Below are 23,467 nucleotides of genomic sequence, written 5' to 3'. Positions count from 1 at the left end.
TCGATGGCCTACCAACTGACGTCGTTGGGTATCTCGGTGTTGGCGCTGCTACGGGAGCGCCCGATGCACGGCTACGAGATGTTCCAGACCCTCGTCGAACGTCACGCGGACCGGATCGTGAAGGTCCGGCCGGGGTCGCTGTATCACGTCGTCGACCGGTTGACCGAGGAGAAACTGATCCGGCGGGCGGCGATGGCCAGGGATGGGACGCGGCCCGAGCGTGCCATCTACGAGATCACCGACGCAGGCGCCGAGGCGCTTGCTGAGCGGGTGTGCCAACTGATCGCAACACCGGTTCATGAGTTCCCGCAGTTCGTCGTCGCACTTGCCGAGGTCGATACCCTGGGTAGCGATGCCGCGGCGAACGCGGTCGATGACCGCGTCGGGGCGCTGGAGGCTCGGGCGGCCGAAATCATGGCGCTTCGCGACGCCGGTGTCACTCCGGGTGGGTATCTGGTGGCATTGGACTACTTGCTGGCAACGATGCAGACCGAGCTCTCGTGGCTGCGTGAGTTCGCCAGCTCGCTGCGGTCCGGCCAGCTGGAGTGGCGGCGGGCCGCGTCCGACCGCGGGATGCGGAGCCAAGACGAGGTAGGGATATGACCACGGCGACTGCTCGCGGGCGACCAGCTCGCGGACGAACGGACGGCGGCGCCCGAGGCCCTGGCGGCGCGGCGGCGACCAAGCGAACGAACGCTGCAAGTCCCTGGGGCGCGCTCTGGGCGATGATGGTCGGCTTCTTCATGATCCTGCTCGACTCGACCATCGTCGCGGTCGCCAACCCGAGCATCATGGCCAAGCTCGGCACCGGTTACGACACGGTGATCTGGGTGACCAGTGCCTACCTGCTTGCTTACGCGGTTCCGTTGCTGGTCGCCGGTCGACTCGGTGACCGGTTCGGTCCGAAAAACCTCTACCTGCTCGGCCTCGCGGTATTCACCGCCGCCTCACTGTGGTGCGGCCTGTCAGGGACCATCGGGATGCTGATCGCCGCCAGGGTGGTGCAGGGCATCGGCGCGGGCGTGCTGACCCCCCAGACGCTGTCGGTGATCACCCGCATTTTCCCGCCGGAACGTCGTGGGATGGCGATGAGCGTGTGGGGTGCAACCGCCGGCGTCGCCACGCTGGTCGGACCGTTGGCCGGCGGTGTGCTGGTGGACGCGCTGGGCTGGGCATGGATCTTCTTCGTCAACGTCCCGATCGGCATCATTGGTCTGGGGCTGGCCGTCTGGCTGATCCCGGTCCTGCCCACGCACAAACACCGATTCGACCTGGTTGGCGTGGGGCTGTCCGGAGTGGCGATGTTCCTCATCGTCTTCGCCCTGCAGGAGGGCCAGCCCGGCGGCTGGGCGCCGTGGATCTGGGCGGTGCTCGTGGCCGGCGTCGGGTTCATGACCGCGTTCGTCTACTGGCAGTCGGTCAGCACCGACGAGCCGCTGATCCCGCTGGACATCTTCGGTGACCGCGACTTCAGCCTGTCCAACCTGGCCGGCGTGGTCATCGGGTTTGCGGCGACCGCGATGGTGCTGCCGCTGATGTTCTACGCGCAGGCGGTGTGCGGATTGTCGCCGACCCGGTCGGCCCTGCTGACCGCGCCGATGGCGATCACCGGTGGTCTGCTCGCTCCGATCGTCGGCAGGATCGTCGACCGAGCCCACCCCCGATCGGTGGTCGGTTTCGGGTTTTCGGCATTGGCGATCGGACTCACGTGGCTCTCAATCGCGATGACGCCGTCCGCACCGATCTGGCAGTTGGTCTTGCCATTTATTGCGCTGGGTGTGGGCAGTGCGTTCATCTGGGCGCCGCTGGCCGCCACCGGGATCCGCAACCTGCCGCCGCGCCTGGCCGGGGCCGGTTCCGGCGTCTACAACGCGACCCGTCAGGTCGGTGCCGTGTTGGGCAGCGCCGGCATGGCTTCGTTCATGACGTCGAGGATCAGGTCCCAAATGCCGCCGATGTTCGACGGCGAGGCGCTCGGCCCGCACGGCGGCAAGGGCGTCGCGTTGCAGCTGCCAGAGTTCCTGCGCGAGCCATTCTCCGCGGCGATGTCCCAGTCGATGCTGCTGCCGGCGTTCATCGCGCTGTTCGGGATAGCGGCGGCGCTGTTCATGATCGGTTTCGTCCGCTCGGCACCTGCCGAAGACCAGCGGCCGCGCGCCGGTGCACGCGATGGCGGGGCCGGTCACCAGGATGGTGGCGGGTCGCGGACTCGGCGGATTCGGGTGCGGCCCAGCGTTTCACAAGACATTTCAGATGACCAGCGGGCTGGTTATCTGGTCGGTCATGACGACGGCTTTCGGGAAGGCTTCGACGATGACGACGACTACGTCGAATACACGTTGTCGCCCGCGCGCACTGTCTCACCCGAGCGGCCGCGCGCCGTCGGGCCGACTCGGCCGCATGCCGATGACGACAAGACCGAACTGTTGCCCCTACACACCGAGCATCCACGACCAGCACCGGCCGAGAGTTGGCATAGCGCGCCGGTCGAATCGTGGCGCAGTCTTCTCGATGATCCCGCGCCGGCATCGGAAACTGAGCCAATCGGATTCGCCCACAATGGTTTCCATGTCGACGACGAGCAGCATTTCAGGCCGATCGAGGAATTCTGGGCACGGCAGCACAAGTCGGGCATGCCCGGCGAACGTGACAGGAAGTCCTTCGGCGACACCGACAGCTATGGCGAAACTGGTTACCGCGAACCGCATTCCGGCCCCGCCGCTCCGCGGGGGGAGCACCGCAGCGGTTATCGTCTGCCGTCGCGGCATGAGCGGCGCGACGGCTCAAGCGAAAGGGATGTGCCACACAACAGGCACTACCGCTCGGATCCAGACGACACAGCGGACTACGGACGACATTCGTTCCGGGATTAATAGCCGGTTGGCGCAGCGACGCCAACCGCAGTGTCAGCGGCCGTCAAGGCCAAGAATGCACCCAGCTCCACCAAACCTGCGGGTGCAGTGGGCAGGTAGTCGGTCAGCGCCTCGGCACGCACGATCACCGCAGCATACTGTGCGCGGCTGATCGCCACGTTCAACCGGTTTCGATTGAGTAGGAACGGAATTCCCCGTGGAATGTCCTCGACAGAGGAGGCCGTCATCGAAATGAACACCACCGGCGCTTGCGCGCCCTGGAACTTGTCGACGGTGCCGACTCGGACATCGCCGAGCTGGGCGGCCGCCAGCCGCTGCCGCAGCAGCCCCACCTGCGCGTTATAGGGCGCCAACACAAGCACGTCGGCCGGCCCCAAAGACCGGGTGCCGCGCTCATCGGTCCATGCCGAGCCGACCAGCAGCATGATCTGTGCCACGATGGCCTCGGATTCCTCAGCGCTCTCGGTTGAGTTGCCCTCGTGGCGGACACGAATGACGTGCACTCCGGGGGGATATCCGTCGAGGTGACGCGCGGCGGTGAGCTCGGCGTGCGACCGCAATCGGCCTTCGTAGGCCAGCGCCGACACAAGCGTGCAAACCGCCGGATGCATGCGGTGCGTGCGGTCCAGGAAGTAGCCACGCTCGGCAGGCAACGTGCGGTGATCTTCGACCAGCCAGCCCAGCGCGGATCCGTCAACCGGCTCCGGATGTGTGCCTTGGCTGACCTGAGGCAGCTGTTGCGGGTCACCCAGCAACAGCAGGTTCGCCGCAGCCGATGCCACGGCGATGGTGTTGGCCAAACAGAATTGGCCGGCCTCGTCGATCACCAGCAGATCAAGACTGCCTGGCGGAACGCGGGCCGAGTTGGCGAAATCCCATGCGGTACCGCCGATCACGCATCCGGCGGTGCCGGTGATGAATCCCGCGTACTCTTGCTCGCCGATCTGTTGCCAGCGGACATCTTCGCGGTCGTATCGCTTCTTGGCCGCGCACAGCGGATCGATGCCGGCATCGATCGCACAGTCGAGCAGATTCTCCACCACGGCATGCGATTGTGCGACGACACCGATGCGCCAGCCGTGCTCGGCCACCAACCGCGTGATGACCCGCGCGGCGGTGTACGTCTTGCCGGTTCCAGGCGGTCCGTGCACCGCAACGTACGACGAGTCCAGGTCGAGCAGAGCGGCCGTGATGTCGTCGACGATATCGCCGCTCGTGGGCAGGGCCGTGCCGCGGCGGGTTCGAGGCGGGCAGCGCAACAGAATGTCGAGCAGCGCGGTGCGGGGGAGTTGCGGCAGTCGGGCGGCGACGGTGGCGGCCGTCGATTCGATTGAGTCCCGAAGTGACGTGGTCGAAATCGGCGGACCAGGGGTGAGGGCGAACGGTAATTGATCAAAAGTATTGCCGTCTTTAGGGGTTCGCTCAACGACGACCAGCTCGGTCGGCACCGCCCAGTCATCGGCCTCTATGACCGAGGCGTGGCCGGCCGCGCGTCGATCAGGGTTGTCGGTCAGGCCGGACGGGGCCGGTGGCTCGTACAGCGCGAATACGTCGCGGTTGAGCGCGCCGCGGGCCAATTCGCCGGTCAGTTGTAAACGCCGCTGCAGTTTGCGCGCACGCGGAGGCCTGTCCCAATCGACGGCGATTGTCGCGTCGCTGATCATGAAGACGTCTGTGTCATCGGCCCATTCATCAGACGGGTAGTTCAGCCGGTCGAAATGCGCCCACCAGAACGGCTTGTCCTCGCGGCGGTGATAGCCGCGTGCCGCGGACACCAGGGCAACCGCCGTCTGCTCGGGAGTGCGCGCGCCGACGTCTGCGTCTCCGGTGAACCTTTCCAGGGCAGCCGCCAGTGGGTCATGGTGCTCGATGCTTTCGCCATCCGAAACAGGTTGGGCCCCAATCAGTGTGATATCGAATTCGAATGCTCGCATCAGCAGCCAGTCACGCAGTGCACGGGTGGATCGGCAATCGTAGAGGTTGTAGTCCTCGATCTCCTTCAGCACTGTTGCGGCCTCGTCGGACTGGCCGTTGCTGCGGAGCTGGCAGTATCGCGCGTACTGGGTGATCGAGTCGGCGGCCGTGGTGACATCGCCGGAGCGCAGCTGCGACCCCATGTACAGCGGCTCCAGCGCCTTGAGGCCAAGAGATTCGCTGCCGACGCGAATACTCTTGCGCACGATCGGATACAGGTCGACCAGGGTCCCGCTGCGGAGCAGTTCGTCCACATCGTCTTCCCCGACGCCGTGGCGTCCGGCGAGGCGCAGCAGCGCTGTCTTCTCGTACGAGGCGTAGTGGTAGATGTGCATTTTCGGGTAGCGCCTGCGTCGCTTGGCCACCAGCGCGAGGAATTCGATCAATGCCTTGCGCTCGTCGCGGCGGTCGTGTGCCCACAGCGGATGGAAAGCCCCCGACCGGCCGCCCCCCAACACGCCGAACAGATATTCCAATCCCCAGTCGGTGCCGTCGGCCGTCCACAGCGGATCACCCTCGAAGTCAAAGAACAGATCCCCGTCGTCGGGATTGGGCAGCAGTGCCAACGGCTGCGGGTCGGCCACCTCGAACTGCGGCGTGCGGGTATCGCGTTGGCGGACTTGCAGTCTGGCCTGCGCTACCAGCTTGTCCAGCGTGCGGGCCGATAGATCGGCAACCGGTCCGGCATGGTCGGCCAGTTCGGCGAGCGTGCTGATTCCCGCGTCGACCAGCTTGGCGCGCTGACTTACCCGCATGCCCGCGACCAGCAGCAAATCGTCGGTTGCGCGCACCTGCTCCTCGCAGGCCGGGCATCGGAAACATGCGTGTATCCGCTCGTCGTCCCAGCGCACCGGTGTGCCGTCGGCGTAGTGGTCATCGAGCAGCCGCTGCAATCTCGCCCGCTGCTCGAAGTACACCGGGATCAGCTCTTCGAGGCGGTAGCGCACCGCGTTACCGTTGCCGAGCACCAACTCGGCTTCCGGGGATACCGGAATACCGGAGCGGCTCAGGGTATCGGCATAGGCCGCGATCTGCAGCAGTGCGGTGACCTTCTCCGAGCGGGCCAGCTTGGTGTCGGAAACCCGGTACTGCCGGCCATCCCGCACCAGGAAGTCGGCGAACCCGACGAAGCGGCCGTCGAACATCGTGGCCTGGTACACCACCGGCGCGTTGTTGGCGATGGCCCGCTGGGTTGCCGCGGCGGCCGCGGCGAAACCGGCGACGGTGTATGCCGGTCGGCCGATCACCACCACCCCGTCGGCGAATTCGTCGCGCAGCTGCTCGAGGCGCCGCCGCTCGTGCTCGTCACCGAGAGCGGCGGTGCGCGCCAGTAATTCGTCCTCGACGACGATGCCGGGACCGCGGCCAAGCTTCGCGTCAAAATCCCGCAGCAGGCCGTACTCACAGCGAGCGGCGGCCGCCAGATCGGACGCGCTGTAGATGACGCTGTCGCCTGCCATGAACACAGCAGCAACTGTAGGCCGACCCACCGACACGGAGGGTGACGATGCGGGCGGGAACGGCCCGAGGAGGGGGTACGCCCCCTCGCCGCTGCGCGGCTGGGGGGACCCCCACCCGCTTGCGGGGGAGAGGCCGACCATTGAGACGGAGGGCGACGATGGCGGCTCGTCAGCGTCCTGCGTTGGCGATGAGCTCCACCCCGTTGCCGTTCCAACGGAACTTCACCACACTCGGCAAGCCGATACCCCCGGAGTATGTCAACGCTATTGTGTCGCCGGTGCACTGCGAGGTGTCGATCCCGTTGAATCCGTAGGTGTCGGGCACTGCTTGCGGCGGTATCAACTTGCCGAGGTGAAACATCACCGCCCTGGTGTTCGGGCTCTCGGCGTTGGTGTTGGCCTTGACGATCACCGCCGACAGCTGCGCGCATTCGTTGTAGTTGCCGGCCAACGGCTCAGGGTTCCACGGCTGCTGGCTGCGGGGGTCGCGGGGAAGCTCCGACACTCCTCTGGCGATCGCGGGCGCGGCGAGGTTGACCGCGCAGGGGTCGGGCGCCGCGGAGCTGCTGGTTGGGGCCGCGCTCGGGGCCGGCGGGCCCGGTGCTTGCGGCGCGGCGGTCGCTCCGGCCGTCGTGGCCTGCGGCGTCTTGGCGACGGTCGAGTCGCCCGATCCGCAGCCGCTCACGGTGACGCCGATCAGTGCGGCAGCGGCCAGCCCAGTCAGCCGCCGGACACCGCAGTGTCGTCTCCACACAAGCTCGCACCGTACCTCGACCGATCCTGTCGACGTGGCAGGCGTGGCCGGGCGGCGGCGCACCACTAAACTTCCTCTTCAAATGGCTTCACCGGACAGCGCCACCGTGACCTTTGCCGACCTGCAAATCCACCCCTCGGTCTTGCAGGCCGTCGTCGACGTCGGTTACGAGTCGCCGTCAGCGATTCAGGCGGCGACGATTCCGGCGTTGATGGCCGGGTCCGACGTGGTGGGGCTGGCCCAGACCGGGACGGGCAAGACAGCGGCTTTCGCGATGCCGATCCTGTCCAAGATCGACACCAGCAGCAAGGCGACGCAAGCGCTGGTGCTGGCGCCGACCCGCGAGCTGGCGCTGCAAGTGGCGGAGGCGTTCAGCCGGTACGGCGCCCACCTGCCCCAGATCAACGTGCTGCCGATCTACGGCGGGTCCTCGTACGCGGTGCAGCTGGCTGGGCTGAAACGTGGGGCGCAGGTGGTGGTCGGAACTCCCGGCCGAGTCATCGACCACCTCGAACGCGGAACATTGGATCTGTCCCGGGTGGATTACCTGGTGCTCGACGAGGCCGACGAGATGCTCAACATGGGCTTCGCCGAGGACGTCGAACGGATTCTGTCCGAGACGCCCGAATACAAACAAGTCGCGTTGTTCTCCGCGACCATGCCGCCGGCGATCCGCAAACTCACGGTCAAGTATCTACACGACCCGACCGAAGTCAGCGTCGAGGCGAAAACCGCTACCGCCGAGAACATTTCGCAGCGCTACATTCAGGTCGCCGGTCCACGCAAGATGGACGCGCTCACCCGAGTGCTGGAGGTCGAGCCTTTCGAGGCGATGATCGTCTTCGTCCGCACCAAGCAAGCCACCGAAGAAGTAGCCGAAAGGCTTCGCGCCCGGGGATTTTCCGCGGCAGCCATCAACGGCGATATCCCGCAGAGCCAGCGCGAGCGGACCATCGCCGCGCTCCGCGAGGGCGGAATCGACATCCTGGTTGCCACCGATGTCGCCGCCCGTGGGTTGGACGTCGAGCGGATATCGCATGTGCTCAACTACGACATCCCGCACGACACCGAGTCGTATGTGCACCGCATCGGGCGCACCGGCAGAGCCGGACGGTCGGGCGCCGCGCTGCTGTTCGTCTCGCCCCGAGAGCGCCACCTGCTCAAGTCGATAGAGAAAGCAACGCGGCAAAAGCTCACGGAGGCCGAGCTGCCCACCGTCGAAGACGTCAACGCGCAGCGGGTGGCGAAATTCGCCGATTCCATCACCGACACTCTCGGCTCACCCGGCATCGAGCTGTTCCGCCGCCTGGTCGAAGACTACGAGCGCGAGCATGACGTCCCGATGGCCGACATCGCGGCGGCGCTGGCGCTGCAATCGCGCGACGGCGAAGCCTTCCTGATGTCACCGGAACCGCCGCCCGATCGCCGTCCCAAACAGCGTCCTGACCGGCCAGCCAAGACCACCCGCACAGCGGGCGACGGTCCCAAGAAGGGGTTCGCCACTTACCGCATCGCTGTCGGGAAGCGACACAAGATCGGCCCGGGCGCGATTGTGGGCGCCATTGCGAACGAAGGGGGCTTGCACCGTAGCGATTTCGGCCACATCACAATTGGGCCCGACTTCTCACTGGTGGAGTTACCCGCCAAACTATCTCGCGAAACGCTCAAAGCTCTTGAAAAGACTCGTATTTCCGGCGTGCTGATTGACTTGCAGCTGGATCGAGGTCGAGACAAAACCCGGCATCGTGATGGCGGCGCAAAGCGGCGGGAACGTACGGGATGACCAAAGCCCACACCACGGCCCAGGGCGGACTCGAACAGGTCTCCGGGCCGGACCGGGTCGCATCGCTGACCGGTATCCGCGCCGTCGCCGCCCTTCTCGTTGTCGCCACTCACGCGGCGTACACCACCGGCAAGTACATCGAGGGCTATTTCGGCCTGCTGTGTTCGCGGATGGAGGTCGGCGTCCCGATTTTCTTTGTCTTGTCCGGTTTCCTGTTGTTCCGGCCGTGGGTGAAATCGGCCGCGACGGGCGGCCCGGAGCCGTCGGTCCGCCGCTACGCCTGGCACCGGGTCCGACGCATCATGCCGGCCTACATCGTCACCGTGCTGATCGCGTACGTCATCTACCACTTCCGAACGGCCGGGCCCAATTTCGGCCACACGTGGATCGGGTTGTTGCGCAATCTGACGTTGACGCAGATCTACACCTTCAACTACCTGAGGGGGTATTTGCATCAGGGTCTGACCCAGATGTGGAGCCTGGCGGTGGAAGCCGCCTTCTACGTGGTGCTCCCGCTGCTGGCCTACCTGCTGTTGGTGGTCCTCTGCCGGCGACAATGGCGGCCGAGATTGGTGTTGTTAGGCCTTGGCGCGCTGGCGCTGATCACTCCGGCATGGCTGATCCTGGTGCACCTCATCACCTCGGTGCCCAACGGTGCTCGGCTGTGGCTGCCCACCTACCTGATCTGGTTCCTCGCCGGCATGAGTCTGACGGTGTTGCAGAAAATGGGGGTGCGCTGTTACGCCTTCGTCGCGCTGCCGCTCGCTGTAATCTGCTACTTCATCGCTTCTACGCCGATCGCGGGGGATCCGACGACATCGCCGCTTGGCCTCTCGCAAGCGCTGTACAAAGCGGTGTTCTACGCGGCGATCGCCGCGCTGGCGGTGGCGCCGCTGGCGCTGGGCAACCAGGGCTGGTACTGCCGTTTTCTCGCGAGCCGACCGATGGTGTGGCTTGGGGAGATTTCCTACGAGATATTCTTAATCCACCTGTTGACAATGGAAATCGCGATGGACTACGTGATGCGGGATCACGTCTACACCGGTTCGATGCTTGGGTTGTTTGCGGCGACGACGGCGATCACCATTCCGATGGCCTGGCTGCTGCATCGCTTCACCCGAGTGCGCAGCTAAGCGTTTACCGTCATCCGTTGGCCTGACCGGCTTCTGCTCGACCGGCACCACGATCGGGACGACGAATTCCTCGACCATCGCCTGCTCGTCGGCCACGTCGCGGCCCGGGAAGATCAGCAGCGACGTGATGACCCGGACCAGCCAGCGACCCCGGCTTTCGACGATCGCCGGGTCGTCGGCGCCGAGCGAGTTGACGAAAGCCGCTGCCAGCGCCGTGATCACGTCGGATTGTTCAGCCAATTCACCGCCGATCGGCGGCTGCGTGGTGGCAAACCACGACGCCAGCGCGGGGCTTTCGCGGACCAGGCGAAGGGTGGTCGCGATGCCTGCTCTGAGTCGTTGACGAGGGTCGGCAATGGCGCTGATTTGCTCTTCGATCGCGTCGTAGAGCCGATAGGTCTCGCGGTGGACGTACGCGTTTCGCAACACTTCGCGGTTTTCGAAGTAGCGGTACAGGGTCGCGCGGGAACAGCCTGCGGCCTTGGCGATCTCGTTCATCCCCACCGAGCCGGGATCGTGGCGGGTGAACAGCTCCTCGGCGGCGTCGAGAATCCGATCGGCGGCTACCTCGGTGCGGCGCTCCGAGAGCCAGTCATTGGCCGCCATCAGGACGTGACCCGGAACGGGACCGACAGCGGACGCCGCACATAGCTTCCTCCGGCCCACACGATGCCGGCCTCGTCGACATCGAAATCTGGACAGCGGGAAAGCAATTCGGTCAACGCTACCCGCGACTGCATGCGGGCGGCGGCCGCGCCCAGGCAGTGGTGGGCGCCGTGGCTGAACGTCAGGATGTTGCGCGGGCACCGCCGCACGTCGAGGTCCGCGGCGTCGGGTCCGTACTGGCGCTCGTCGCGGTTTGCCGACCCGTAGAGCAGCAATACCCGGCGGCCGGCCGGGACGGTGGTGTCGCCGATGGTGACGTCGCGGGTCGCGGTGCGCGTCAGACCCTGTACCGGCGACGTCAGCCGCAGCAGCTCGTCGACAGACCCCGCGATCAGGTCCGGATTCTCGGCGAGCACCCGCCGCTGGTCGAGACGCTGGTGCGGCAGTTGCACCGAGCCGCCCAGCATGCCGGTGGTGGTGTCGTTTCCGCCGGTGACCATCGTGAAGGTGAACGCCAGCACCGACAGCGTGCCGGCGATGTCGCCGTCGGCGCCGACTCCGGCCGCGACCAGGTGCGAGATGGTGTCGTCCTCGGGTTCGTGACGGCGCCGTTCGATCAGCTCGGTGAAGTAGGCCATCATCGAGCCGACCGCGTCGCCCACCGTTTCCAGCGCGCCGCCGATGCCGCCGGCGCCGGTGTTGGCCGCCACGATCGCGTCAGTCCACCCGTCGAACTGGACGCGGTCTTCTTCCGGGACGCCGAGGTAATGCGCGACGACCATCGACGGCAACGGATTGAACAGCTCGGCGACGATGTCGCCGCCGCCGTTGGCACGCAGCCGCTCGATGCGCTCGACGACGAACTCGCGCACCTTGGGTTCCACCGCCTCCACCTGTCGCGGTGTGAAACCACGCGAGACCAGCTTGCGGAACTCGGTGTGCACCGGCGGATCCTGCATCACAAAGGGCGGATTGTCTTGTAGACCAATGAGTTCCAGCTCGCCATAGTTGACGGTGAGCCCCTGCGCCGACGAGAACGTCTCATGGTCGCGGGCCGCCGCCCAGATATCGGCGTGCCGGGACAGTACGTAGTAGTCGTGGTCGGGTCTGGCTTCCGGCACCACGTGGTGCACCGGGTCGTGGTCGCGTAGCGCGCGGTACATCGGCCACGGGTTGGGCCAGGTTTCGGCGGTCGCCAACTCGAAGCGAGGCTCGTGAGACAGAGTTGCTGTCATGTCTTATTCGTACGACACCTGGCTAAGTATGTCAAGTACGTCACTCGCCTCGGTCGTGACGCTGCTCAGTGTCGGATCTCGCAGCAGCGTTACGCTCGTCGCCCAGGTCAGACGCCAGCGCCGGGGTTCAGGATGCCCAGCGGGTCCAATGCGTCTTTGATGCGGCGATTCAGCGCCATCGCGTCGGGCCCGAGATAGCCGGCCAGCCAGGGACGTTTCAACCGCCCGACACCATGTTCGCCGGTGATCGTGCCATCGAGGTGCAAGGCGAGGTCCATGATCTCCCCGTATGCCAGCCCGGCGCGCTCCTTCATCGCCGGGTCGGCGGGGTCGTAGACGATCAGCGGGTGGGTGTTGCCGTCGCCGGCGTGGGCGATCACCGAGATCATCAGCTCGTGCTCGGCGGCGATACGAGCGATCCCACCGACCAGGTCGGCCAGAGCGGGCAGCGGCACGCCGACGTCTTCGAGCAGCAGCGGACCCTTGGCTTCCACCGCCGGAATCGCGAACCGGCGGGCGGCGACGAACGCCTCGCCCTCCTCCGGATCGTCGGTCGAAAACACTTCGGTCGCACCGTATTCGGTGAACACCCCGGCCATGAATTCGGCGTCTTCGGTCCCGCCGTTGCCGCGTTCGTCGGATGCGCCCAGCAGCAGTGCGGCGGCGCCGCGGTCCAACCCCATCCGCAGCTTGTCTTCCACCGCGTTGATCGCGACCGAGTCCATGAACTCCAACATCGCCGGGCGCAGCCGTGCGGTCACCGCGAGCACCGCCTCGGCGGCGGCTTCCACCGACGCGAAATTGGCGACCACCGTGCTCAACGGCTGTTGCGGCGGCACCAGTCGCAGCGTGACCTCGGTGATCACGCCCAGTGCGCCTTCGCTGCCGACAAAGAGCTTGGTCAGGCTCAGTCCGGCGACGTCTTTGAGCCGTGGGCCGCCCAGCCGGACCGCGGTGCCGTCGGCGAGCACCACCTGCACGCCCAGCACGTAGTCGGTAGTGACGCCGTATTTGACACAGCACAGCCCGCCGGCGTTGGTCGCGATGTTGCCGCCGATGCTGCAGATCTCATACGACGACGGGTCGGGCGGATACCACAGCCCATACTCGGCGACCGTCTTTTTCACCTCGGCGTTGAGCAGCCCGGGTTGGCACACCGCGGTGCGGGTGACCGGGTCGACGACGATGTCGCGCATTTTTTCGGTGGACAAGACGATCCCGCCGTCCACCGCGGTGGCGCCTCCGGACAGGCCGGTCCCCATGCCGCGGGTCACCACCGGGACATGGTATGCGCTGGCCCACCGCATGATGGTCTGCACCTCTTCGGTGCGTCGCGGGCGCACCACCGCTATCGGCTTTCCCGCCGACGGGGCGAACGCGCGGTCTTGCCGGTAGGACTCGGTCACCGCGGGGTCGCTGACGACCATCCCCTCCGGCAGCCCGGCGATCAGGCCGGCCAGCACATCGGCGCCCATGACAGCGATCCTACGGACGCGGCGCCTAGTCGATGGCAGACGACTCGTCCAGCTCTCGAAGCGAGGAAAGTCGAAGCGACACCAGGCCGATGGCGATCATCGGAATGGCGAACACCAGAAACGTCATCCGAAGCCCGGTGGCATCGGTCAGCGGCCCGGCAACCATGAAGCCCAGTGGGCCGGCGGCATATGCCAGCGACGTCATCACACCGACTACCCGACCGCGCAGCTGCGGCGGGGACTTTGACTGCATGACGTAGTTGTAGATCGGGGCGATCGGCCCGTAGACGAGTCCGATGAGCCCGCACAGCAGCAGGATCACCGGCAACGGCGGCAGCGTCGATATCAGTGCGGTGCACACGCCCAGCGTCAATGTGGCCGTCAGCAGCGTCCACCGCCTGCTCATGCGGCGGATCAGCAGCGGGTAAGCCAGCGCGCCGGCTAATCCGCCGATGCTCAACGCCACCAGCACCCACCCCAGATGCGCGGGCTCATGCCGGTCGGTGAAGTACTTGGGGAACAGCACACTTTCCATCGGCAGATACAGGGCGGTCATTGCCAAGTCGACCAGTGCCAGCGTGCGCAGCACCTTGAGATTCCACACGAACCGAAGCCCATCGACCATCCCGGACCACGGCCCGTCGGGGCGTACCGCGCTCGGTGGAGCTCCGGCGCCGGGCAACCGCAACGCGCCGATCGCGAGCATGGATACACCGAAGGCGCTGGCGGTGACCCACATGGTGTTGATGCCGCCGATGGTGGATATCAGCAATCCACCGAGCCCTGGGCCGACGATGTAGGCGACGTTGAAAATGGCCTCGTAAAAGCCGTTGGTGCGGTCCAGGGTCCACCCGGCATTCGTCGCGGCCTCGGGCAGCATCGATTCCCGCGCGGTGATGCCGGCCGGATCGAACAGCGCGCCCAGTGCGGCGAGCACAGCGAGCACGCCGACGGTAATGCTGCCATGGCCGAAAGCGATCGCCAACACTGGAACCGCCGCCACGGTGGTCGCCGACAGTGCATCGGAGATCAGCGAAACACGCCGTCTGCCAAGGTAATCCACCGCCGTACCGGCGATCAGCGTGGAGAGCAGCAACGGCAGCGAGGCTGCGCCCGCGACGATCGAGGCATCGAATGCGCTGCCGTTGTGCTGCAACACCAGCCAGGGAAAGGCGATCAGCGAGATACCGTTGCCGGCGGCAGCGGCCAACGCCGCGAACAGGATCAGATAGATCGGGCGGCGGGTCGGCCGGGACGCAGGGGAAGAAGTGGCCATGGGAATTCGGGGAGGCAATCTAGCAGCGCCCGTGCCCGGCGGGCGAGCGAATTTCACCGTTCGTGCACAGTAGATCGGTGAGCCTCGCCCACCCGCGGACCGGATCGGTCTTCGATTCTCCGGTGCCGCCCGGCACCGGCTGGCCCGGTGATCCGGCGACCTCCCGCACGGCGGTGGCATCGGTGCAGGCGCAGGTGGCCGCCATGGCTCTCGCCGTCGAATCGCCGGCACAGCTCGACGCCGAGGTGTCGGTGTGCCGAGCCTGCCCGCGCTTGGTCGAGTGGCGGGAGCAGGTCGCCCTGACCAAACGGCGCTCGTTTGCCGACCAGCCGTATTGGGGCCGGCCGGTGCCGGGCTGGGGAGCCGAGCGCCCGCGGCTGATGATCGTCGGGCTGGCACCGGCCGCCCATGGCGGCAACCGGACCGGTCGGGTCTTCACCGGCGATCGGTCCGGCGATGTGCTGTACGCGGCGATGTACCGGGCCGGCTTGGCCAATTCGCCGATCAGCGTGGACGCCGCCGACGGCCTGACGCTGAACGGCACCCGGGTGGCGGCGGCGGTGCGGTGCGCGCCGCCCGACAACGCCCCGACGCCCGCCGAGCGGGCAACGTGCGCGCCGTGGTTGACCGCCGAGTGGCGGCTGACCGGCGGCGACGTCCGGGTCATCGTGGCGCTAGGCGGATTCGGCTGGCGCTCGTCGTTGGACATGGTCCGCTCCGGTGGTGGTCAGGTTCCTCGCCCGCAGCCGAAATTCGGCCACGGTGCCACCGCGACTCTGTGTGCCGCCCACGGGGAGGTGGTGCTGCTGGGCTGCTATCACCCCAGTCAGCAGAACACCTTCACCGGCAAGCTGACCACGGCGATGCTCGACGATGTCTTCGGCCGGGCCGCGGCGATCGCAGGACTATCCGGGTGACCGCCGGCGTTGACGTCGTCATGCGGCTTTCTGTACTTGATCTCGTCCCGGTGCGCACCGACCAGACCACGTCGGATGCGCTGGCGGCGACCGTGCGGCTGGCGCAGACCGCCGACCGGCTGGGCTTTACCCGCTACTGGGTCGCCGAGCACCACAACATGCCGTCGGTAGGCGCTACCAGCCCGCCGGTAGTGATCGCATACCTCGCCGCGCAAACCACCGCGCTACGCCTGGGGTCCGGTGGTGTGATGCTGCCCAACCACGCGCCGCTGGCGGTGGCCGAGCAGTTCGCTTTGCTTGAAGCGGCCGCGCCTGGGCGCATCGACCTCGGCATCGGCCGGGCGCCCGGCTCGGATCCGGTGACGTCGTTCATGCTGCGCGGCGCCGCCGGACGAGACGACCGTGACATCGACCAGTTTCCGGAGTACCTGGACCACGTGCGGGCGATGATGAGCGCTCGCGGGGTGCCCGTGCAATTGCGCGACGGGGACTACATTCTCAAGGCCACGCCGGCCGCCGCCAGCGAGCCGCGGCTGTGGCTGCTCGGCTCGTCGCTGTATTCGGCCCGGCTGGCCGCCGCCAAGGGACTGCCCTACGTGTTCGCGCACCATTTCTCGGGCCAGGGGACCGAGGAGGCGCTCGCGCTCTACCGGTCGCAGTTCGTGCCCAGCGAGCTGGCGGCTGAGCCGGTGACATTCCTGACCGTCAACGCCGCGGTGGCCGAAACCCGTGACGAGGCAACGGCGCTGATGCTGCCCAACCTGCACATGATGGCCCGGTTGCGGACCGGGCAACCGCTCGGGCCGCTGGAGCTCGTCGAGGACGCTGACGGCGCCGAACTGACACCCGAGCAGCAGCACATCGTCAGCAGCGGACTGCGCCGCGCGGTGCTCGGGACACCCGCCGAGGCCGCTGACCAACTACGCGCGCTGGCTGGGCGGTTCGATGTCGACGAGGTGATGGTTCACCCTGTCGCGTCGGCACACCGCGGCACCGATCCTGCCACCGCCCCGGGTCGCGAGACGACGCTGGAGCTGCTGGCCAAGGAGCTGTTCTAGCGAGCGCTCAGCACGACGACGGGAATCGGCCGCGACGTTTTTTTCTGGTAAGCCGTGTACCGGTCGCTGTTGTTCTTGTTGACGATCTGCCACAACCGGGCGTAGTCCGGGTCATCGGGTAGCACGGGTTTGGCTGTGACGCCGAAACGCTTTGGCCCGACGTTGATTTCGACGCTCGGGTTCTTGCGCAGGTTGTGATACCACCCGGGCGCCTTCGGATCGCCGCCTTTGGAGGCGACGATCAAGTAGTCGCCGCCGTCGCGGGCATAGGTCAGCGACGTGGTTCGGGCCATGCCGGTCTTGGCGCCGACTGTGTGCAGCAGCAGGCTGGGAATCCCCAGCGTCCGATGCCCGATCCAGCCGTTCGTCTTTCGGTAAACGGCGTCATGCACGCGCAACACCGTTGGCAGCAAACTCTGTTCAATCCAGGATGGAGGAGCCATTTGCCCAGTATTACCGGTCGGCGTCGATCCGCGCCAACGCCTCCCGCAGGATCTGACCGGTGGCCTCGCGGTCGGGGTCGCGGCGCAGCAGCATTCCCTTGGCCACCGACAGTATGTCGCCATTGCGCCGCGGCAGCACGTGCAGGTGAATGTGGGACACCGTTTGGAAGGCCGCGGACCCGTCGTTGATCCCGATGTTGGTGGCGTCGGCCAGCTCCGTCGCCCGCGCGGCCTTGGCGATCCGCTGTCCGATCGTCACCATGTCGGCCAGTGTCTCCGGCGGGGTGTCGGTGATATCTACCGTGTGCCGTTTGGGCACCACCAGGGTGTGGCCGCGGGTGAACGGGCGGATGTCGAGGATGGCCAGGTAGCCGTCATCTTCGTAGATGCGGATGGCCGGGGCCTCCCCGGCGACGATCGCACAGAACACACACGACATGCCGCCACGGTAGCCGTTCGGTTCAGCCGGCGTTGTACTCCGGTAGCGCGGCCGCGATCGCCTGGATGGCACGGTCGAGGATTGCGCGGGTGGTGGCGAAGTTCAGCCGCGCGAAACCTGAGGACACCGTGGCGCCGAACGGGATGCCTGGACTGAGCGCCACCTTGGCCTTCGACAGCAGGTGTTCGGCGGGTTCGGTCGGCAGGTTCAGCGCACGAAAATCGACCCACGACATGTAGGTGGCCTCCGGAGTATTGATCTTCAGCCCCGGAATCAGTTCGGGCAGGGTGGCGGCCAGGTGGTCGCGGCTTGCCTGCAGGTAGACGAGCAGCTCGTCGAGCCAGTCGGCGCCGTGGTTGTAGGCGGCGATGTTGGCACGGATACCGACGGTGGAGATACCCATCTGGTGGTGCAGCTTGTTGATCCGGGCCCAGTCGCGGACATCGTGCTCGTTGGACAGAATTACCTGCGCGCAGATCAGGCCGGGGAGGTTCCACCCCTTGGAGGCCGACATCAGCGTGACGACGGTGTCAGCGGCGGTGTCGGATACCGAGGCCGCGGCGACGTGCGGCCGTCCGTAGACCAGCGGTCCGTGGATCTCGTCGGCGATGACCCGCGCGTCGTGGCGGGTGGCGATCTCGACGATCGTGCGCAGCTCGTCCTCGCGAAATGCGGTGCCCAGCGGATTGTTCGGGTTGCACAGGATGAGCGATCCGGCCCCGCCGGCGAATGCGGCGTCGAGCGCTTCCAGATCCATTACGTATCGACCGGAATCCTGTTGCAGCATAGGAATTTCCACGCGCTGACGCCCGGTGATCTGCAGCAGGTCGAAGAACGGCATATATGCCGGAACCGGCAGCACGACCGGACTCTCGGGTCTGGTGAGGAAGTTGATGACGACTTCCAGACCTTTGAGCACATCCGGCACCGCGCGGACCCACTCGGGCGAAACCCGCCAGCCGTAGCGGCGTCGGCACCAGTCGGCGGTCGCTTTCGGCAAGTCATCCTCGCCCACTGGCGGATAGCCGAACTCCTCGTTGGCGACGCAGGCGCGGATGCCGTCGAGTACCGCTGGCGCGGTGGGGAAGTCCATCTCGGCGATCCACAGCGGCAATACGTCCGGCCCGAAGAGGTTCCACTTGATCGTCTTGCGTTGGCGGAGTTGCTCCTCGGTCAATCGATCGAACACCGTGCGGGCCATAGTTTCCAATCCTCCTACAAAGGTCAGAGTTGATACCGGGCTTGTTCACAGGCTCTTGCGCGAGGGTCAATCGGTGGCCTGAAAAGCGCGTTGGCGAGTCGATCTGAGCGTGGTGATGATGATGAGTTGGCCAAAGGACTGGGCAGCGACAATGGGCATGATTGCGACGGCTGCGGCTATGGCGGCCGGATTCGCGATCGATTCGATTACCTCGCATCATGCGGCACCGATCTTGGGCGCCAGTTCGATCGGCCGAGATCGAGTCGCAACAGATGAATGCACGGACAACCCAGCCAATCCTGTGTGTCCGCCGCTGGCCCCGGCCGACGTCAAATGCGCGATGGCACCGTGGCACGGAACCGCTTTTTGCGCCCGTGGGCCGTTCGACCCGCTGGTCATCACCCCGCCTCCTCCTGCGGCCTGCCCGTCGGTGGTCGCCGGTTGCCCGGGCTGGGTGCCTAATGCTTCGCAACCCCCCGTCGCGACGTCAGGGCCACCGTCGACAAAGCACGAGGGTCCTCCGCCGCCAAAGTCGCCACCGGTGGCGCCGGCTCCGCCCGCACCCGTGGAACCGGCACCAGCTCCAGCGCCGCCAAGCAAGTAATCTGGCTGGACGTGGACTCTGGAGATCTGGCTTTCGCGGGCGCAGTCGAACAGGTGCGGATGTTGGTGGACGGCGCGATCACCGCACCGGCGTTGCTCGAGGTGTACCTGGACCGCATCGCACGGTTGGATCCTCAGCTGCGGAGCTATCGCGTGGTCTTCACCGACAGCGCGCGCCGGGAAGCCGAGGCCGCGCAGCGCCGCCTCGATGCTGGCGAGCGGCTGCCGCTGCTGGGCATCCCGATCGCGATCAAGGACGACGTCGATATCGCCGGCGAGTTGACGACGTACGGCAGCAGCGCGGTCTCAACGCCGGCAAGCCGCGACGCCGAGGTGGTCGCCCGGCTGCGGGCCGCGGGCGCCGTGATCATCGGCAAAACCGCTGTGCCGGAGATGATGATGTTGCCCTACACCGAGTCGCTGACGTTCGGTGCGACCCGCAACCCATGGAATACCGCGCTCGCCCCGGGCGGCAGCAGCGGCGGCAGCGGCGCCGCGGTTGCCGCCGGGCTGGCCCCGTTGGCACTAGGTTCCGACGGCGGCGGCTCGATCCGGATCCCGTCGGGATGGTGCGGCCTGTTCGGGATCAAGCCGCAACGCGATCGGGTGTCGCTGGCCCCGCACGACGACGCGTGGTGCGGGCTCAGTGTCAACGGGCCGCTCGCACGGTCGGTGAAAGACGCGGCGTTGTTTCTGGATGTGACGACGACGATGCCCGGCCCGGACGGCGGATTCGTCGCCGCCGCGGGTCGAGACCCCGGTCGGCTGCGAATCGCCCTGAGCACCAAGGTCCCACCGCCACTGGTCGTCAATGTCGGCAAGCAGCAACGAGCGGCGGTCGATGAGGCGGGTGCACTGTTGCGCGAGCTCGGCCACGACGTTGTGGTCCGTGATCCCGACTATCCGCCCGCGGCGATCTACGCTAATTACCTGCCTCGCTATTTCCGGGGGATTTACAACGACGTGCGCACGCTGCCGCACCAGGACCGGCTGGAGAAGCGGACCCGCAACATGGCCCGCATCGGCTCACTGCTGTCTGAGCGGCGGATGGCGGCGGTGCGCGCGGGGGAGTCGGCGTTGGCCGCCCGCATCCAGTCGATCTTCGACGATGTCGACGTTGTCGTCACGCCCGGCAACGCCACCGGACCGTCGCGCATCGGCGCCTACCAGCGCCGCGGCGCCATCTCGAGCTTGCTGGCGGTGTCCAGGCGAGTGCCGTTCTTCGAGATCTGGAATCTCACCGGACAGCCGGCCGCCGCGGTGCCGTGGGGGCTCGACCGCGATGGCGTTCCGGTGTCGGTTCAGTTGGTCGGCCGCCCGTGCGACGAGGCGACGCTGCTGGCGCTGAGTGCACAGATCGAGACGGCCAGGCCATGGTCGCACCGGCGACCGCCGGTGTCATGACGGCGAGATCGCCCGCCAGGCGTCCAGCTTCTGGCCCGGCGGCATCGCCCGCGCCGGGCTGGTGGACGGCAAGAGCTGATAGCTGATCGACACGTCGACGTGGACGAGTCGGTGGAACAGCTTGTCTGCAGTGTGGCCGTTGAAGTAGACCCGCGTGATGCCGCAGTAATTAGCGAATAGTTGACCAAAGTCGTTGGCCACCATGCTTTTCGTGTCAATTTTGGCGTCTGAGCTGCCCGCGCGGCGACACTTGTGCAGCACATCCCACAGCGCCACGCCACGGGATTGCACTGCGGCCAGCCGGGTTTCGTAGGGTGCTTGCGCGTCGAAGCCGAATAGCGCACTGGTTATCGGCCAGAACGCATTTCGCGGGTTACCGTAGTACTGGCGGGCTGCCAGCGACTGCACGCTGGGGAACGATCCCAGGATCAGCAGCCCGGCGTCGTCGTCGACGACGGGCGGGAACCCCTCCAGCAGCGGTGTGGCCATCGATTCACATGATGCCCCGCCGCGTTATACGTTGGCGACGTGGACGACACGGTCGACCCGGACATCGAGGAGCTGCTCGACGGGCTCGAGGGCAATGCCCGCGCCGAGCGCGCCGAGCTGATCGAGTGGCTGTTTGAGCAGGGCATCACGGCCGACGAGATCCGGGGTGCGGTGGCTCCCACACTGTTGGCCACGCGCCGGTTGATGGGCGACGACGGCAGCTGCGTCTCGGCGCGGGAGATCAGCCAATCAGCCGGTATCGAGCTGGATCTGCTGCAGCGGGTGCAACGCGCCATTGGGCTAGCGCGCGTGGATGATCCCGACGCAGCGGTGCACCTACGCGCCGACGGCGCGGCTGCCGCACATGCGCAGCGATTCGTCGATCTGGGCGTAGATCCCGAGCGGATGCTCCAGGTCGTTCGCATTCTCGCTGAGGGACTTTCGCATGCCGCCGAGGTGATGCGATATACCGCGCTGGCGACCATCCTGCGGCCCGGTGCGAGCGAACTGGAGCTCGCCAAGGCGTCCCAGGCGTTAACGAGCCAGATCGCGCCGCTACTCGGGCCGATGATCGAAGACATGCTGCTCATGCAGCTGCGGCACATGATGGAGACCGAAGCCGTCAACGCCGGCGAGCGGGCCGCGGGCGCCCCGCTGCCCGGAGCGCGACACATCACGGTCGCGTTCGCCGACCTGGTCGGCTTCACCCGGCTGGGTGAGGAGCTGCCGCCCGAGGAGCTGGGGCAACTCGCCAACCGGCTGGCCGACCTCGCCCGCGACACGGCGGTCCCGCCGGTGCGGTTCGTCAAGACGATTGGCGACGCGGTGATGTTCGTCTGCACGGATCCGGCGCCCCTGCTGGACGCGGTGCTGAAGCTTGTCGAAATCACCGACAGCGACAACGACTTCCCCCGGCTGCGGGCCGGCATCGCGTCAGGCTCTGCGGTGAGCCGGGCCGGCGACTGGTTCGGCAGCCCGGTAAACCTTGCCAGTCGGGTGACGGCGGTGGCGCGGCCGGGAACGGTGCTGGCCGCCGAATCGGCGCGGGACGAGCTCGGCGACGACGCGGGCTTCAGCTGGTCGTTCGCGGGCACGCGGCACCTCAAGGGCATCAAGGGTGAGGTCAAGCTTTTCCGCGCCCGGCGCGGCGACAGCATCGACGAGAACGCATAGGGGCAGGCCCGGAGGACGCTGGGAGGCGTCTCATCTATCCTGCGCGGCCGGTTTTCACTCCGTTGACCGGCTCTTTGGAATTCGTCGCGTTCCGGGCCTGCTTCGCTACTAAAGCTACAACTCTGCACGGGTCATATCAACGGTTTTCAGCACTCCGCGCGGAATCTCGACCAATGACGACACGGCCGCTTCGCTGGGCTGGCATTCTGGTCATATGTCGGGCAAAGGTATCGACCGGATACGAGCCCGCAGCGCGCTGGAGGTCATCACCCAGCATCCCGGGATGGTGCTGTTCGTAGCATCGCCTGCGATCGCGCTGCTGGCCGTCGTATGGTGGCTCGCCGGCGCGGGCTGGGGCGCACTTCTACTGATAGCGCTGCTTACGGTCGGCGGCGTCGCGATCCTGCGGAAGCGCTGAGGCGGGCAACCGGTTGGCGTTCGCTGCCGGTGAACGCTGTTTCCATCGCTGTGTAACGGTGTAATCATGTAATTATGAAATACAACCATGGACATGGGCGGCGGTATGGCCGCCCCGGGGGCTGGCAGCAAGCCCAGCAACCCGATGCCAGCGATGCGCCAGATTGGTTCGCCGGACGCCTGCCCGAGGACTGGTTCGACGGTGATCCGACGGTGATCGTCGACCGTGAGGAGATCACGGTCATCGGCAAGCTGCCCGAACCCGAGACCTCCGGCGAAGAAGAGACCGAGGCCCGCACGTCGGGCCGCGTCTCCCGATTCCGCGAAGAAACCCGGCCGGAGCGAATGAACATCGCTGATGAGGCTCAGGCCCGCTACGGCCGCAAGGTTTCCTGGGGCGTTGAGGTCGGTGGCGAGCGGACCCTGTTCACGCACATCGCGGTACCCGTGATGACGCGCTTAAAGCAGTCCGAGCGTCAGGTACTTGACACGCTGGTCGACGCCGGCGTGGCCCGGTCCCGTTCCGACGCGCTCGCGTGGTCGGTCAAGCTGGTCAGTGAGCACACCGAAGAGTGGCTGGCCAAGCTGCGCGAAGCGATGGAAAAGGTCGACGACCTACGCGCGCAGGGGCCGGACCTCTGATCACGGATCGGTCAGGTTCCAGGCCTGTTCGACGGGTCAGCGGCTAGCTACGTCAGCACCGGTGTCATCGGCTTGCCCCGACGGGTGACGGTGCGGGCCTCCTGGCCGCCAA

Annotated in this window: 19 protein-coding genes and 1 pseudogene; 10 read left to right on the top strand and 10 right to left on the bottom strand. The window is 66.6% G+C overall.

Features of this window, described 5'->3' with window-relative positions; genetic code table 11:
- Nucleotides 1-3: 3 nt before the first annotated feature.
- Both ACLQI9_RS08980 and ACLQI9_RS08975 read left to right on the top strand, forming a co-directional pair.
- A complete protein-coding gene (locus tag ACLQI9_RS08980; protein ID WP_442379240.1) occupies nucleotides 4-603 on the top strand; it encodes a PadR family transcriptional regulator in 600 nt (199 codons plus the stop codon).
- Nucleotides 600-2,873, top strand: a complete 2,274-nt coding sequence (locus tag ACLQI9_RS08975; protein ID WP_442379242.1) for an MFS transporter — start codon at nucleotides 600-602, stop codon at nucleotides 2,871-2,873. The genes ACLQI9_RS08980 and ACLQI9_RS08975 overlap by 4 nt, the downstream gene beginning before the upstream one ends.
- Here the strand turns inward: ACLQI9_RS08975 and ACLQI9_RS08970 are convergent.
- A complete protein-coding gene (locus ACLQI9_RS08970; RefSeq protein ID WP_442379244.1) occupies nucleotides 2,870-6,313 on the bottom strand; it encodes a TM0106 family RecB-like putative nuclease in 3,444 nt (1,147 codons plus the stop codon). The genes ACLQI9_RS08975 and ACLQI9_RS08970 overlap by 4 nt on opposite strands.
- Nucleotides 6,314-6,476: 163 nt before the next feature.
- Nucleotides 6,477-7,061 (bottom strand): LppP/LprE family lipoprotein, encoded by a 585-nt coding sequence (locus ACLQI9_RS08965; RefSeq protein WP_442379246.1) that lies wholly within the window; start codon nucleotides 7,059-7,061, stop codon nucleotides 6,477-6,479.
- 82 nt (nucleotides 7,062-7,143) lie between these two features.
- Between ACLQI9_RS08965 and ACLQI9_RS08960 the strand changes: the two genes are divergently transcribed.
- Nucleotides 7,144-8,844 (top strand): DEAD/DEAH box helicase, encoded by a 1,701-nt coding sequence (locus tag ACLQI9_RS08960; protein ID WP_442379247.1) that lies wholly within the window; start codon nucleotides 7,144-7,146, stop codon nucleotides 8,842-8,844.
- Complete coding sequence (locus tag ACLQI9_RS08955) at nucleotides 8,841-9,977, top strand: acyltransferase family protein (protein WP_442391514.1); 1,137 nt, start codon at nucleotides 8,841-8,843, stop codon at nucleotides 9,975-9,977. Before ACLQI9_RS08960 ends, ACLQI9_RS08955 begins: the two co-directional genes overlap by 4 nt.
- Before the next feature lie 30 nt (nucleotides 9,978-10,007).
- On the opposite strand, the pseudogene ACLQI9_RS08950 reads toward ACLQI9_RS08955, so the two are convergent.
- The 4 genes and pseudogenes from ACLQI9_RS08950 to ACLQI9_RS08935 form a co-directional block, all read right to left on the bottom strand.
- Nucleotides 10,008-10,583, bottom strand: a pseudogene (locus ACLQI9_RS08950) (TetR/AcrR family transcriptional regulator); the annotation flags it as partial.
- Entirely contained in the window at nucleotides 10,583-11,818 is a 1,236-nt protein-coding gene (locus ACLQI9_RS08945) for a cytochrome P450 (RefSeq protein WP_442391512.1), read from the bottom strand. The gene ACLQI9_RS08945 and the pseudogene ACLQI9_RS08950, both read right to left, overlap by 1 nt.
- A 107-nt stretch (nucleotides 11,819-11,925) precedes the next feature.
- The gene (locus ACLQI9_RS08940) at nucleotides 11,926-13,293 is read right to left on the bottom strand and encodes an FAD-binding oxidoreductase (protein ID WP_442391510.1); all 1,368 of its coding nucleotides are present in this window, start codon (nucleotides 13,291-13,293) and stop codon (nucleotides 11,926-11,928) included.
- A gap of 25 nt (nucleotides 13,294-13,318) precedes the next feature.
- Nucleotides 13,319-14,569 carry an MFS transporter gene (locus ACLQI9_RS08935; protein WP_442379255.1) on the bottom strand — a complete coding sequence of 417 codons (1,251 nt, stop codon included), beginning with the start codon at nucleotides 14,567-14,569 and terminating at the stop codon, nucleotides 13,319-13,321.
- A 77-nt stretch (nucleotides 14,570-14,646) separates the two neighbouring features.
- On the opposite strand from ACLQI9_RS08935, the gene ACLQI9_RS08930 reads away from it, so the two are divergent.
- Together ACLQI9_RS08930 and ACLQI9_RS08925 are read left to right on the top strand one after the other, a co-directional pair.
- Complete coding sequence (locus ACLQI9_RS08930; RefSeq protein ID WP_442379257.1) at nucleotides 14,647-15,486, top strand: uracil-DNA glycosylase; 840 nt, start codon at nucleotides 14,647-14,649, stop codon at nucleotides 15,484-15,486.
- 20 nt (nucleotides 15,487-15,506) lie between these two features.
- A complete protein-coding gene (locus ACLQI9_RS08925) occupies nucleotides 15,507-16,544 on the top strand; it encodes an LLM class flavin-dependent oxidoreductase (protein WP_442379263.1) in 1,038 nt (345 codons plus the stop codon).
- On the opposite strand, the gene ACLQI9_RS08920 is transcribed toward ACLQI9_RS08925, so the two are convergent.
- The 3 genes from ACLQI9_RS08920 to ACLQI9_RS08910 are packed head-to-tail and all read right to left on the bottom strand — an operon-like array spanning nucleotide 16,541 to nucleotide 18,627.
- Complete coding sequence (locus ACLQI9_RS08920) at nucleotides 16,541-16,987, bottom strand: nitroreductase family deazaflavin-dependent oxidoreductase (protein WP_442379259.1); 447 nt, start codon at nucleotides 16,985-16,987, stop codon at nucleotides 16,541-16,543. The genes ACLQI9_RS08925 and ACLQI9_RS08920 overlap by 4 nt on opposite strands.
- A gap of 10 nt (nucleotides 16,988-16,997) precedes the next feature.
- On the bottom strand, nucleotides 16,998-17,426 hold the full coding sequence (locus ACLQI9_RS08915; protein ID WP_442391508.1) for an HIT family protein: 429 nt from the start codon (nucleotides 17,424-17,426) through the stop codon (nucleotides 16,998-17,000).
- A gap of 22 nt (nucleotides 17,427-17,448) precedes the next feature.
- On the bottom strand, nucleotides 17,449-18,627 hold the full coding sequence (locus tag ACLQI9_RS08910; protein ID WP_442381184.1) for a MalY/PatB family protein: 1,179 nt from the start codon (nucleotides 18,625-18,627) through the stop codon (nucleotides 17,449-17,451).
- A gap of 615 nt (nucleotides 18,628-19,242) precedes the next feature.
- Between ACLQI9_RS08910 and ACLQI9_RS08905 the strand changes: the two genes are divergently transcribed.
- Nucleotides 19,243-20,634, top strand: coding sequence for an amidase (locus ACLQI9_RS08905; protein WP_442381186.1), 1,392 nt, complete (start codon nucleotides 19,243-19,245; stop codon nucleotides 20,632-20,634).
- On the opposite strand, the gene ACLQI9_RS08900 is transcribed toward ACLQI9_RS08905, so the two are convergent.
- Nucleotides 20,629-21,123 (bottom strand): DNA-deoxyinosine glycosylase, encoded by a 495-nt coding sequence (locus ACLQI9_RS08900; protein WP_442391505.1) that lies wholly within the window; start codon nucleotides 21,121-21,123, stop codon nucleotides 20,629-20,631. The two genes, ACLQI9_RS08905 and ACLQI9_RS08900, sit on opposite strands and share 6 nt — an antisense overlap.
- 39 nt (nucleotides 21,124-21,162) lie before the next feature.
- Between ACLQI9_RS08900 and ACLQI9_RS08895 the strand changes: the two genes are divergently transcribed.
- The 3 genes from ACLQI9_RS08895 (at nucleotide 21,163) to ACLQI9_RS08885 (ending at nucleotide 23,355) form a co-directional block, all read left to right on the top strand.
- Nucleotides 21,163-22,296, top strand: coding sequence for an adenylate/guanylate cyclase domain-containing protein (locus tag ACLQI9_RS08895; RefSeq protein ID WP_442391503.1), 1,134 nt, complete (start codon nucleotides 21,163-21,165; stop codon nucleotides 22,294-22,296).
- A gap of 214 nt (nucleotides 22,297-22,510) precedes the next feature.
- Nucleotides 22,511-22,714, top strand: coding sequence for a hypothetical protein (locus ACLQI9_RS08890; protein WP_442391501.1), 204 nt, complete (start codon nucleotides 22,511-22,513; stop codon nucleotides 22,712-22,714).
- 74 nt (nucleotides 22,715-22,788) lie between these two features.
- Nucleotides 22,789-23,355 carry a hypothetical protein gene (locus tag ACLQI9_RS08885; RefSeq protein ID WP_442391499.1) on the top strand — a complete coding sequence of 189 codons (567 nt, stop codon included), beginning with the start codon at nucleotides 22,789-22,791 and terminating at the stop codon, nucleotides 23,353-23,355.
- Nucleotides 23,356-23,467: the final 112 nt, after the last annotated feature.

Source organism: Mycobacterium sp. (assembly GCF_052143115.1).
In the GTDB taxonomy this organism is placed as follows: domain Bacteria; phylum Actinomycetota; class Actinomycetes; order Mycobacteriales; family Mycobacteriaceae; genus Mycobacterium.
Note: the sequence above shows the minus strand (reverse complement) of the source record. Positions and strands in the feature narration are given on the sequence as shown.